Annotated in this window: 12 protein-coding genes and 1 tRNA gene; 4 read left to right on the top strand and 9 right to left on the bottom strand. The window is 56.1% G+C overall.

Annotated features, from left to right (window positions below):
- Window positions 1–67: 67 nt before the first annotated feature.
- The 7 genes from B2U47_RS10230 to B2U47_RS10200 form a co-directional block, all read right to left on the bottom strand.
- Window positions 68–152: transfer RNA gene (locus B2U47_RS10230), tRNA-Tyr, on the bottom strand.
- 118 nt (window positions 153–270) lie between these two features.
- Complete coding sequence (locus B2U47_RS10225; RefSeq protein WP_296679122.1) at window positions 271–3597, bottom strand: translocation/assembly module TamB domain-containing protein; 3327 nt, start codon at window positions 3595–3597, stop codon at window positions 271–273.
- Complete coding sequence (locus tag B2U47_RS10220) at window positions 3594–5366, bottom strand: autotransporter assembly complex protein TamA (RefSeq protein WP_296679125.1); 1773 nt, start codon at window positions 5364–5366, stop codon at window positions 3594–3596. Before B2U47_RS10220 ends, B2U47_RS10225 begins: the two co-directional genes overlap by 4 nt.
- Window positions 5367–5391: 25 nt before the next feature.
- The gene (gene dacB, locus B2U47_RS10215; protein WP_296679127.1) at window positions 5392–6852 is read right to left on the bottom strand and encodes a D-alanyl-D-alanine carboxypeptidase/D-alanyl-D-alanine endopeptidase; all 1461 of its coding nucleotides are present in this window, start codon (window positions 6850–6852) and stop codon (window positions 5392–5394) included.
- Window positions 6853–6870: 18 nt separating this feature from the next.
- Entirely contained in the window at window positions 6871–7662 is a 792-nt protein-coding gene (gene tsaA / locus B2U47_RS10210; protein WP_296679130.1) for a tRNA (N6-threonylcarbamoyladenosine(37)-N6)-methyltransferase TrmO, read from the bottom strand.
- On the bottom strand, window positions 7659–8285 hold the full coding sequence (locus B2U47_RS10205) for a hypothetical protein (RefSeq protein WP_296679133.1): 627 nt from the start codon (window positions 8283–8285) through the stop codon (window positions 7659–7661). The genes tsaA and B2U47_RS10205 overlap by 4 nt, the downstream gene beginning before the upstream one ends.
- A gap of 131 nt (window positions 8286–8416) precedes the next feature.
- The gene (locus B2U47_RS10200; RefSeq protein ID WP_296688347.1) at window positions 8417–8716 is read right to left on the bottom strand and encodes a hypothetical protein; all 300 of its coding nucleotides are present in this window, start codon (window positions 8714–8716) and stop codon (window positions 8417–8419) included.
- A gap of 893 nt (window positions 8717–9609) precedes the next feature.
- On the opposite strand from B2U47_RS10200, the gene B2U47_RS10195 reads away from it, so the two are divergent.
- Window positions 9610–9873, top strand: a complete 264-nt coding sequence (locus tag B2U47_RS10195) for a DUF1778 domain-containing protein (RefSeq protein ID WP_296679142.1) — start codon at window positions 9610–9612, stop codon at window positions 9871–9873.
- Window positions 9861–10373, top strand: a complete 513-nt coding sequence (locus tag B2U47_RS10190) for a GNAT family N-acetyltransferase (protein WP_296679144.1) — start codon at window positions 9861–9863, stop codon at window positions 10371–10373. Before B2U47_RS10195 ends, B2U47_RS10190 begins: the two co-directional genes overlap by 13 nt.
- A 35-nt stretch (window positions 10374–10408) precedes the next feature.
- Here the strand turns inward: B2U47_RS10190 and B2U47_RS10185 are convergent, their stop codons facing one another.
- Window positions 10409–11167: a YdcF family protein gene (locus B2U47_RS10185; protein WP_296679147.1), complete on the bottom strand. Its 759-nt coding sequence runs from the start codon at window positions 11165–11167 to the stop codon at window positions 10409–10411.
- A complete protein-coding gene (locus tag B2U47_RS10180; RefSeq protein ID WP_296679151.1) occupies window positions 11167–11340 on the bottom strand; it encodes a hypothetical protein in 174 nt (57 codons plus the stop codon). Before B2U47_RS10180 ends, B2U47_RS10185 begins: the two co-directional genes overlap by 1 nt.
- A gap of 152 nt (window positions 11341–11492) precedes the next feature.
- Here B2U47_RS10180 and B2U47_RS10175 point away from each other — a divergent pair, with 152 nt between their 5' ends.
- Together B2U47_RS10175 and B2U47_RS10170 are read left to right on the top strand one after the other, a co-directional pair.
- On the top strand, window positions 11493–11963 hold the full coding sequence (locus tag B2U47_RS10175; protein WP_296688346.1) for an META domain-containing protein: 471 nt from the start codon (window positions 11493–11495) through the stop codon (window positions 11961–11963).
- Window positions 11964–12086: 123 nt separating this feature from the next.
- A complete protein-coding gene (locus B2U47_RS10170; protein ID WP_296679156.1) occupies window positions 12087–12755 on the top strand; it encodes a hypothetical protein in 669 nt (222 codons plus the stop codon).
- The last annotated feature ends 1 nt before the right edge of the window (window position 12756 follow it).

The raw sequence follows: 12756 nt of genomic DNA, 5'->3' as shown, positions 1-12756 counted from the left end.
CTGAAGCCTTTTTTGCCCACACCGCATGACGATATGAATCAAGCTGAACGTGTAAACCAATAAAATATGGTGGAGGGGGAAGGATTCGAACCTTCGAAGGCAGAGCCAACAGATTTACAGTCTGTCCCCTTTGACCGCTCGGGAACCCCTCCGACTGGAAAGGCGCAGATTTTGAGTGAAACCCTTGTCCTTGTCAACACTTAAAACAACACAATCCTGCATTATTTTCATCATGGATTCCAAGCCATTCTCCCGCAAGCAAATTATGCCTCACGGCCCTAATGGCCCCTTGTTGGTATCAATCTTGTAAATGAGGTCAACGCCCTGCTGGATGCCAGTTTCCGCCTGGATCTGCAAACGTTTGTTGATTTGGTAAGTAACCGCTACCCGCTGTAAGGAATCAAACAAGCTGACGATATAGCGCACATACAAGCGCGGCCCCAGACGCTTGCCCAGTGACAGCTCGCTTTGCTCAAAACTGCCGTTTTTGGCTTTCAACCCCACCTCATCCAGCCCGAGATTACCGCCAATTTGCCGTGCCAAACCTTCACCACCGGCAATACCAAGCCCGGTAATGGCATCCATCAGCAAGGATGATTGGTCGCCGCTAACAGTCGACATTGCCCTGCCCGTCAACAGATAGCTAAGCGTATCGCTCTGGCTTTGTTGCGGGCTGGAAAACAGGGTGGATTCAGGGCGCTTGACTGTACCCGCGAGTTCCATACCAACCTGAATATCACCATCCTCGACTTCCCGCACCGCCCGCACGTCCAGCCCCGGATTATCCACTGGACCATTGAACAGCAACCTGCCGCGTTCGATTTGTAAATTTTGCCCGTAAGCCTTGTACGTGCCACCCTCCACGTTCAGCACACCCTGCGCCACGATGTCCTGACGGGTACGCAGTACCCGCAGTTTGCCGGTCAAGCGAGCATCCAGCCCGAACCCTGTGAATTGCACCTTGTCGCCCAGTTCGATACTAACATCGGGATTGATATTCAGCGGTGCTTCCTTGACCAACACGGCTGTGGCTTGGCGGGTGGTATTGCGCCCGACGATGACCACATCCCCTGAACGCACCTTGGCACTTGCCGGAAACTCACGCAAGCTAACCGTGGTTTCGGGCACTTGCACCACACCCGTGATGTTCACATCTACCGGGCTGGCCTGGATATGCAGATTGGGTGAAACCAGTGCCTGTATCTCGTGGGTATCCATCAGCCGCAGGTTATTGCCTGTCAGCTTGACATCAGCCTGCCAATTGGGAAGATTTGCCAGCGACAACACACCAGTGGCATTCAGGGCTCCCTGCCCTGCCCGCAATGTACCGACAAGGTTGGCACGATCTGCTCCATCCGCCTGCATGGTGAGGGTAATGGCATCCAGGGTCACGCCTGCTTCCGGCAAATGCACCTGACCGTTGCTTAAGCGAGCACTGCCGGTAATGTTCGGGCTGGCAAGCAAGCCGGAAACCTGCACATCGCCGACAACTTGTCCTTTCAACTGGTCAATTTGCGTGGAAAACTGTTCCAGCCAACCGATGTCCGGTACATCAACCTTGATGTTGGCATTCAACCGATGCCGCCCGTCCTGTGGTGACAGAGTTACCTGACCGTTGGCTCGCAAGGTTCCCCGCTTCAACAAATCCAGGCTGGCTTGCACATCAGCCTGACGATCATGTAAATCCAGCTCGGCTTTGGCATTGGCATACTGCAAGGTTTCAGTTTTACCCTTGCCGTCATGCAGCCCCAAGCTACTATCTGGCAAGCGCAAGCTGAGTTTCGCTACAGGATTCCCGCCGGACTGGGCAAAACGGTACTCGGCATTGGCAGAACCCGGCAAGCTGATGGTGTCCGGTAGCCACGCTTTCAACATGACCAGCGGAAACTGTTGCAACGTACCATTGATGCTAAAACCCTCACGCTGCGCCCATGCCGGTTTACCACACACTTTTGCCCCTGCCGGATTGCTCAGGCAAATGTCTGAACTGCTGAAGGCGCTAGCGGAAGCAGCCAGATTGACAGCCCCCGCCATGTTCCAGTTACCAGCGGGCGTATCACGCAATGACAGGTTTTGCACACCCCCTTTCCATGCACCGTCTTTCCAGCCACCATTGGCGGTGAAATCGGCCTTGCCATCAGCATGAACCAATTGGGCAACAAGCCGGTGGTTGTCGATACTGCCCTGCCCGTCGAGCGTGGCTGACTTGAGTTCGTTGTTACCATTTTTAAAGGCTTGCAGCACCCATTTGAGGTTGTAACGCTCACCTTCCTGGGTGGCTTTCAGTTCCAGCGTGCCGAGACGGAAATCCTGATAGCGCAACTTGCTGCCTTGCAGGTCAGCCTGAATAACCGGTTTGGCAAGCGTCCCCTTGAGGATTCCCTCACCTTTTACGCCACCCTCCAGCCCACGCCAGACTTCAGCCAAATTGCGGGCATCCACTTTCCAACGCAGATCGAAAGGTTCACTGGCTTGCCCGCTGAGTTCGGCATGATTGCCACCGACCCAGGCATCCAGTGATTGCAATGCCAACAATTTGCCATCCCACGCCCCTTTACCTTTCACATCCACCGGGTAATCACGCAGCTTGCCCTGCAACTTGCTGACTTCCAAGGTGAGGTTGGGTTTACCGTCACGCCATGTACCGCTGGAAACCAGACTGGCATCCAGTTGGGCGGGCATATCCTTGACGAAAGGAGCCGGGTTGAGGGTAGTTCCGTTCAGGTCAGCCTGCCAGGAAAAACCATCCTGCCAGCCGAGTGTGCCTTTGCCTGTCACCTTGCCAGCCGCCCCCTCCAGTTGCAGGCTGTTGACCACCAGGTTTGCCAGTGTACCCTTGCCTTGCAGATGCCCCTGATAACGTGGGTAAGCGGCATATTGCCAGTCAGCGTCGATCGACAACTCGTATTGTTGCAGCTCCCCGCCCAGATGCGCTTTTCCCTTGCCAAGTCCCCAGACCGGATTGGTGGAATCCACCGCAAGATTGACATCCAGCGGATGCGGGCGGGCAAGCCCCATATTGCCATCCACTATAAGCGTTGCCTGCCCTTGCCCGTCATCTACCTGCGCCTGCAAGCTGTCAAGCTGCAAGCGTCCGTCACGGGTATGCCCGTGTGCCGTCACGTTGCGCAAGACCGGCAACAGTTTGCCATCCCGCCAGATTTCGATGGAACCAATCCGAGCCTGCTGCATATCAACATTGAACGGCAGCAGGATGGTTGGCAATACAAACGGTTTTGTATCGTCCTCCGCCCCACTATCCTGCAAATGCAGCGTCAGCTTGTCCACATGCAGCTCATCCACCCGCAAGGTTGCAGGTGTACCGATTTCCAACCGGTTGCTGATACGCACCCCTTCAGCCTCCACCTGTGTCGTATCATCGTGCCAGTGCAAACGTTGCAAACGAATGCCTTGCAGCAATGCCCCGTCTACCCCTGCCAGCTCCAGCTCCGGCACAACATGCTGGAGATTGCTGGCAAGAATGCGCGTACCACTGCTGGAACTTGCCAGCAAGGCCAGTGTTACCAGCAACAGCAATACCACCAGCAACAGGGCAGCTAGCGGATGGATCAGCAGGTAATGCAGCAGTTTTCTCACAAATCAGGCCCTAGGCTGAAATAGAAATGCGGGTCACGGGCATCATCCGTCGGCACGGCAATATCTGCTCGCACCGGGCCAAGCGGTGATTTCCAGCGCACTCCGACCCCGACCCCGACCTTGAGAGCGGCATCGGCGGGCTGGTCAAAAGCATCCCCGGCATCGACAAAAGCTGCAGCACTCCATTTGTCAACCAGCGGGTGTTCGTATTCGAGACTGGCCGTCAGCGAATGCTTGCCGCCGACAACTTCGTCATCGTCATTGGTTTCACCGATGGATTCAAAATCGTAACCGCGCACCGAATTCTGCCCACCCGCAAAAAATCGTAGTGACTTGGGCATTTCATCCAGATCATTGGTCAGGGTGGAACCGGCAGAACCCTGTACAATCAACTTGCCTTGGTTGGACAGGGTGCGCAGGTATTTGCCCTGTACCTTGCCCTGCAACACGCTTTGATCACTCAACAGGCTTTTGTGCGCCCCCTGCACTTCCGCCGCCAGCAACCAGCCATCACGCGGAAATAACGGATCATCACTTTGGGTCTTTTTCGCCCTTGCCCCCAGCAGGGTCAGGCGTGATTCGGTAGCCTCCTCCCCCACTACTTGCGTGGTTTCATCGAGGTAATTGATGAAAACCGTTTGCTGCCAACCGCTGTCATTGCGCCGGTTATAGTCGACACCGAGTTTGAAAGCATTGCTCTTGATGTCATCGTTATCGCTTTTCCGCCAGCCAATCGAAGCACTGGTGTATTCGTGCTCCGGTTCCCACAGCGGAACCTTGTAAGTCATTTCAGCCGATTGCTCACGCACGCCTGCCTTTCCCTTGGCGGCAATCTTGTGTCCTTTGCTATTGACCCAGTGGATGTCCATGCCTGCTTCCACCCGCACCCCGGTATCCGTGCCGTAACCCAGCTTGCCGGTATAGCTGTAACGCTTGCGGCGTTCAGCAGTGATTTCGACCGGAACCTTGCCGTCTTTGGCATCACGGAAACGGCTGTTGACCTGCACATCACTGTAGAAACTGCTGCCTTCCAAAATGCGCTGCTGCTTGAGGATCACTTCCACATCAAAGGTGTCACCCTCACGTAGGCGGATATAGCGCTTCAGGCGTTTCTGGTCGAGGATGTCCTGCGCCACCGTGACCTGCCCAATGCGGTAACGCTTGCCAGTATCGAAATGCACTTGCACTTGCGCCTGGCGTGTATCCGGGTTGACGCGGATTTCGCGTGCCAGGTATTGCGCATCGAAAAAGCCCAGATTGTTGGCGGTACGGCTGAGGCTGGTCTTGAAATCTTCATACGGCTGGTGCACCAGCACCTCACCCGGCTGGTAAGGCGGCTTGGCGGCAATCTCGCGGAAAGCGGGCAAGTCAACCCCTTCACCTGTCACCTGCACATCCACCTGAGTGACTTTGACCGGTTCGCCGGGTTGCACTGCCACATTCAGTGCCAGACAGTTGGCCTGTTGCACCGGAGTAATGTGGACACGGGCGGCGTAATAACCCATCGCTTCCGCCCCTTCCAGCATCTTTTCTTCGGCAGACTCGATGAAACGCCCGACCCGCTCGGCAGGGGAATCGCATTGCAGGTTACGCAAGGACGGCATGAATGCCTTGAGGTTTTCCGCTAGGGATTCCCCAGCACCTTGCACCGTCACCTTGACGGGCGACTCGGCCTTGGCAGCCGCCTCTTTTTCGGTTTGCTGGAAAAAAGCCGCTGTTGTCGGTGCGCTTGCCCCCAGCAGGCACAAGCCCCAAACGATTCTTTTCATGATGCGGCCTTACCTCTTGTTGTCACTATTGCTCAAATACCCATTTCAGAATGGCATCCTGCACACCATGCCCGCCTTTGCCGTTTTGCACCAGCACTACCACCAGCCGCTTGCCGGTGCGGGTCAGCATGTAACCGGCAATCGCACTGGCATCGTTCAGCGTGCCGGTTTTCATGTGGCTACGACCGCGCAAGTCTTCCTCCCGGAAACGTTTTGCCAGTGTACCATCTTCCCCCAGCAGCGGCATGGAGGCCATGAACTCCGGCATGTACGGGTCACGCCAAGCCGTTTCCAGCAACTGCCCCAACTGGCGGGCGGTGATACGCTCCACCCGCGACAGGCCGGAACCGTTTTCCACTACCATGCCGGTGTAATCAATCCCCGCCTGTTGCAGCAGGTCAGCCATCGCCATCCGGCTTTTTTCCAGCGTGGCAGGCTCACCCTGCACCTTCGCCCCCAGCGTCAGGAACAGGTTGCGGGTCATGACATTGTTGCTCCACTTGTTGATGAAGCGGATTTGCTCACCCAGCGTGCGCGACTCATGAGTATGCAGTAACACATCAGCCCGCCCCACCTGCCCGCTTTGCAACTTGCCTGCGAACTCGCCACCCAGTGAATGCCAGATGTCGCGGAAGGCATTAAACACATGTTCTTCCGGGGTAGACATGACACGCAGGATAAAGTTTTTGCCACACATCGCTGCATACGTGCCTGACACTTTCATCACCGCACCTTCCTGCTTGAAATCCGGCTGGTAATGCTCCTTGCGGCACTCGCCTTTGGACAGCACCATGCGGTTATCCAGTTGCAAACCGGGAATCTGCGGGAATGGGGTCACATTCACCACGCCTTTGCTTTCGTCGGCTTCAAACAGGAAACGGTTCGCCTGAAAGTTAAACATCAGCGCTGAGGGTGGTGCGTTGTACACGCGGGTCGGCTCATTATCGAAAGCACCGGGATCATGGTGCGGGATACTGAAATAGCTGTTATCCACCAGCAAATTGCCCCGGATCGCTTTTAGCCCCTTGAGTTGCAGGTCATGCAACAACTGGCGGAACGCCTCATCCGTCAGGAACGGGTCGCCATACCCCTTGAGGATCAAATCGCCGTTGAGGACACCATCCTTGAGTTCACCGCGTGTCCAGGCTTCGGTTTTCCAGGTGTAGGAAGGGCTGAGCAGCTTGAGTGCCGTCCAGGTCGTCAGCAGTTTCATCACTGATGCCGGGTTGCGCGGAACCTTGTCGTTATGCACCACCATCGGCATATCAGCATTAAGGTCGCGGATATACACGCTCAGGCTGTCGGCAGGCAGGTTGTAACGCTGCATCAGGGTGGTGATGTCCGCTGGCAATTCCAGCGTTTGCTGGTGGCGGATCAAAGCAAGCTCGGCTGGCTGCGGAGCACTGCGCCCCGGCAACAGGTCAGCCGCGACAGCATGACCAACGCAGGCGCACAGTCCTGCCAGAAGTGCAAGTTTCTTCAACATATCGGCTTCGTTGTGGTTTTAAATGCCTGCCAGTTCCAGCACTTCGATACCGTCAGCGGTGTAGTGCCAGCGCAGGTCAAACTCATACAGACGCATGGCGTATACCCGCCCGTCCTGTTGCCCGTGCTGGTAAGACGGGCGCGGGTCTTGCCCCAGAATCTGTTCGATCAGGCAACGCAAATGCAGGTTTCGCTCCCCCCCTTGTGCAGCACATTGCTGGCTGGCGAGGGGCGCAAACCGCACCGGCAAGGGTATTTCGGGTGCTTGCGGCGCAAAGCCTGCGCTTGCCTGCGGGAGCGCATCAGCATACGGAAGATACGGTTTAATATCCAGCACGGGCGTGCCATCCAGCAGATCAGCCCCTTGCAGCGTCAGGGTGATGTTACTCCCCTGCACCTGAATGCTGCTTAACCCGGCAACCGTCAGACCAATGGGATTGGGGCGGAAAGTGGAACGGGTGGCGAATACGCCCATGCGGGCATTGCCACCCAGACGCGGCGGGCGCACGGTCGGTTTCCAGCCCTGCTGTTGGGTGGCATGGAACACGAAAATGAGCCAGACATGGGAAAAACCTTCGAGGCCGCGCACGGTTTCGGGCTGGTTGTAAGGGGGCAACAAGCTCAGGGTGGCTTGTGCCGCAGTGACCAGACCGGGCTGACGGGGGATACCGAATTTTTCCTTGTAGGGGGAAGTGATGATACCGATGGGGGAGAGGGGAATCCCTTCAGGCGTAGAAGAAACCCCTCCCGCCCTCCCCTTGTCAGGGGAGGAAGAGGATGCCTCCGATTTGCTTTTATTATCCCGATTCACGGCTGCACTCCTGCTGATGTATGCGGATTCACAACTAGCGCCAGCCACTCCGCCCACTCCAGCAAATGCCCGCCCAGCCAGCCACCATGTGCTGCCACCACCGCATACAACCCCCACATGAGCAAGGCTGGTGCAAGCACAAAGCCAATCGCAGGGGTAAACGTCAGAAAAACCCAGGCTGCACTGGTTTTGTAGTGATTCTGCTCCAGATTATGCGCAATCTGCTCCCGCCAGCGTTGCGGCAACCACAAGGTCGCAGCCCCACCTGCCAACGCAAAATGCACCAGCGTCGGAACCAGCGTAGAGAGCATCATGAAATACACCCACCAGTGGTTCACACTCCAGAGGGCAGCCCGTAACCCCGCAAAAATCACGCCCAAATCCACCAGCGTCTTGCCAGCCGCCACATTCCCCAATGCCGTCGCCACCACCAGTACCGCCGCGATCAAAAACAAAAACACCAACGCAAACACCAAATCCAGCAACCCAAACCCCAGAGCTGACCAGCCGCCATGATGCCCCGCCCGCGCTGCCTGTAACAACCCCCGCGTCACCCCCAGCGACAACCAATCCAACGGCGCATTCACCAACGGCAACACCAACCAAAACAACAATAAAGCCATGTACCCGGGAGCTGGCGGCGAATAGCGTAAACTGACATAGCCCAAGACCAGAAATACCACACTATAAAACAACCAGAACCAGCCCACCTTACCTTTACCCGCAGCCCATTGCTGCATCGCCGCCAATAAAACTATAATTGCACCAGCGCCAGCGCCAGCGCCAGCGACAGCGCCAGCGCCAGCGCCAGCGCCAGCGCCAGCGCCAGCGACAGCGACAGCGACAGCGACAGCGACAGCGACAGCGACAGCGACAGCGACAGCGAAAGCGAAAGCGAAAGCGACAACGACAGCGACAGTGCCAGCGAAAGCGCCAGCGACAGTGCCAGCGACAGTGCCAGCGACAGTGCCAGCGACAGCGCCAGCGACAGCGCCAGCGACAGCGCCAGCGACAGCGCCAGCGACAGCGACAGCGGTGCGATAAACTGCGTCATGTGAACGTCGAATAGAGCGGTAGAGCAATACGCCTGTCAACCAGCCCCCACCATACATGAACAGAAAAAAGCCAAAAATGGCATAAAAATCTCTCAAGAGTTTACCAACGTCACCGTCTAACAAGCCTACAACGCCACTCCATAGTAACGACATCAGTCCCAACACTACCCACTGTCGCCATCCTTGCCAGCGGAACAACAGCCATAGACTCAGCCACAACCCCAGAGCAATACCCACCAAGAAGAACCAACGCTGCCAAACATCCAGCGTCGCTGCATCTTGTCCCATAAAGTTGAAATCACCAACTAACCCATTGCCACCGATTGCCCACGCAATGAAAAACGAAAAGATGGGGTAGAGGAAGGCTAAACGCAGGCACTTGTCGTAGGACTCAGGCGTGAAAGGGTTGAAGCCGAAAGTTTTGTGGATGATGCCCCTAGGGTTGGCGGGCGTGACGTAGATTTGGTTAAGGTTGTCACGATCGCCGATCCAGTCGCTGACCTTATCCAGCAGCCTGCCAAGCGCGTTGAGATACAGCCTGCCCCAGTTGTTTTCCTTGAGCTGTTTGATTGCCCAGTCAAATGATTCCTTTTTTTCAGGTGTATTCAATACCTGCCAATTGGTATAACCCCACCACACCAGCGGCACAACCAGCAACAACAGCCACGGTTTTTCACCCGCAACAATGGCAATGAATTCATTCAGGGCTTCAAACATGGGGACACCCGCGATGATAAGTTGTGCTGATTGTAGCGGAGCGTGGCGGAAAAAGCGCGGGTTGGCGTCAGGGCAGGATTACAGTGGATGGGGGCTAGCCTGCAAAGCCCACTTCCCAAATCCCTCTGAACACACTATATTTGTAGTCTATTGTCATACATTAAGGGTGATGGTCATGTTGTCTTCCGTGTTGAGTGTCCGATTAAGTGATGCTGAGCGCAGCCTCCTAGAGGTTGCCGCTGGTCATGCCCGCCTCAAACTGGGCGATTTTATCCGCCGTAGAGCGTTGGAAGCCGCCGAAGCCGAATTGTTGGAGCGCAATACCATTGTCATTCCGTCCAGCCGTTGGGAAGAAATTGAAGCACTTGTCAATGCGCCAGCACGAGTCCTTCCAGTGGTGAAAGAACTTGCCAGCTACGCTCCGACATGGAAACCCTGAATACCATCCGCCCCTTGGCGGAAAATGATGACCGCTCCAGTTTTGATTGCGGCAGGGCATCACTGAACGGCTGGTTTCAACGTAATGCCTGGCGTAACCAGATGACGGGTGTATCCCGGACGTATGTATTGCCTGATCCAACGCAGCCACAACAAATCAAAGGCTATGTGACCTTGGCTGCCGGGGAAATCCGCCGCGATTTTTTGCCAAAAAGTCAGCAGCGCAATATGCCCGACCCTCTGCCTATCGTATTACTGGGGCAATTGGCGGTGGATATTGCTCACCAAGGCACAGGCGTTTCCAAAGTATTGTTGGCAGCCACGTTTACGTTCGCAGTACACGTTTCCAAAACCATCGGCAGCTTTGCACTGGTAACGCACCCTTTGGATGACAATGCCCGCGCCTTCTATCAGCGATGGGGGTTCAGCACTTTAGAGCCAGACCCGCAACAAGCGATGTACATCCGTATCCGTGATCTGGAAGCGTCTGGCGTGCAGTAAACTTAGGAACTCTGCACCACCCTACGCAGAAAATGTCACCAGCGCTCGCGCAACTTCGCCCACATCACCCCCATGTATTCATACACCGCCCGTCGCGCTTCGGTAAAATTGTCGCTATCAGGAAACACATCCGTCGGGCTGAAAGCGGCGTTGCTTTGCTCCAGGTAATGGGTCGGTGCAGGCAATACCTCCACCCCGGCCTGCCGGAACAACCCCACGGCTCGCGGCATGTGCGAAGCCGATGTCACCAGTGCCACCCGTTCCGCCCCCACCTGCTGGCGGATAACCTGCGCCTGGGTTTCGGTATCCTGCGAATCCATGTCCAGCACAATATCAGCCGGATTCACCCCCAACTGCACCGCCAACGCCTGCATTGCATCCGCATCAGCCCCAGAACCAAACACGCGCCCACCCGACACCAGCAGTTTCGCCCCCGCTTGCTGCCGATACAGGCGCACACCTTCCACCAGCCGCGCCAGCGAAGCCTCACTCAAACGCGAATGCAACGGCAAAGCCATATCCGACGACGTACCACCGCCCAGCACCACCACCCAACGTACATCCGCAGGCAAGCCAACGACCGGCGGATATTCCCGTTCCAGTGAACGCAAGGCAGACTCAAAGCCCCAGCCATAGCCCTGTGCCAGCAACAGCAGGAAACCCAGCGTCGCCAGCACCTTGCCGGTTTTCTGCCTGCGCGACAGCCATAACAGCAGCAGACCGCCCAGCAACAACAAAAAGCTCAGCGACAACGGCATGATGGAAGAGGAAAACAGCTTTTTGAACAGGAACATCAGGCTTGCCCCGCCCCGATATGCTGCAACTCGCCCAGCCCGCGCAACAGCTTGACCACATTGCCGCAACACTGTTCCAGCGCATCCAGTAGCGGGGCGAGCAGTGTCGCCAGTTGCAGGGTTTGGGTATTTGCCAGTAGTTGCCCCAGGGCTTCCTGTGGATTCTTGCTCACGACGACCTCCTGAATTCGTTTACCATGCAGTTTGTCAGCCTGTTTTGCGTCAAACAGGCAAGCGGCGCATGATTGCTGGTTAAATTGCAACTTTTCGGCTATTTGCAACTCCATAACCATAACAAGAAAACCACGAGGAGCGGTGTATGTCCATGCTAAAAAAACTCCTGTCATCCGTGACAGGTCAAATCCTGATCGTTTTGCTGGGTCTGGCAATTGTGTCTGCGTGTAGCAATCTGGATACCCAAGCCAACCCCAAACCCGCCATGAGCGTGGCAGGAACCCAGTGGGAACTGCACAAACTGGGCAAGGATACGCTCACGCTTGCCCCACCCATCTCCATCAATTTTGACAGTGACCGGGTAGCGGGCTATTCCGGCTGCAACCGTTACTTTGCCAGCTACACTGCCAGTGGGGATGGCGTGTTTGGTGTAGGCCCGATCGGTGCAACCAAAATGGCCTGCATGGGTGAAGGCGGTCAACTGGAACAGCGTTATTTCGAGGAACTGGGCAAAGCCAACCAGTACGGCATTATCCTCAACCAGTTGCACCTGATGGATGCCAAGCGCAATGTCCTGATGGTGTTCAATGTTGCCAAAACGGAAACCGGCAACAACAAATAAATTTATTTTACCGTCCATCATAAAAATCAAACGGGTGGGCAAGCCTGCGATGGTGGCTCACCTACTCCCCCCCTAGACTGAACGCCGTACCAATAACCAAATAACGATTGTACGGTTTTCGTCATGAACAAACTGTTTTGCCTCAAACCTTGGCTACCACTGGCATCTGTCCTGCTGGTTGCCGCCTTGCAGTCTGCCCAGGCAGGCACAATGGATCCCCTCAACCCGGCGGAACTCAGCCGCGCCACCAGCATGGCAACGGCTGCCTCCCCTGCCAACACCCAACGTTCTCTGTCTGTCAACACCACGCCTGCTCCCGAGCTGCTACTGGTCGAGCGCCACCCCAACAAAAAGGGGCAAACAGCACGACTGGCTGACGTTTACACCTACGATTACAGCAGCAACGAAACCATCCTCACGCTCATCAATCTGGATACCAATCAGGTGCTTGCCACCCAGCGTCAGCAAAACCTGCAATTGCCCCTGACTGACAACGAGCTGCGTCGTGCTGCCGCCCTGATTTTTGCCGATGACGAGCAACGCAGCCTGCTGGAACGCGAATTCCGCCGCATCACCGGGCAACCGCTCACCGATCTCTACCAGCAGCTTCAGGTCAAGGCATTTGTGTTCCATGCCTCCAGCCTGCCGGAACAGCTTAATGCCGCATCCCGGCAATGCGGTTTGCACCGCTGCGCCCAGGTATTGCTGTACACCGCTGACTCGGTGGTGTTTGAAATCAGCCCGATCGTCAACCTGTCTGCGGGTGTGATCACCCAGAACATCGGTTTTTAGG

Origin of the sequence: Thiothrix sp. UBA5583 (assembly GCA_002425225.1) — a bacterium.
In the GTDB taxonomy this organism is placed as follows: Bacteria; Pseudomonadota; Gammaproteobacteria; order Thiotrichales; family Thiotrichaceae; genus Thiothrix; species Thiothrix moscowensis.
Note: the sequence above shows the minus strand (reverse complement) of the source record. Positions and strands in the feature narration are given on the sequence as shown.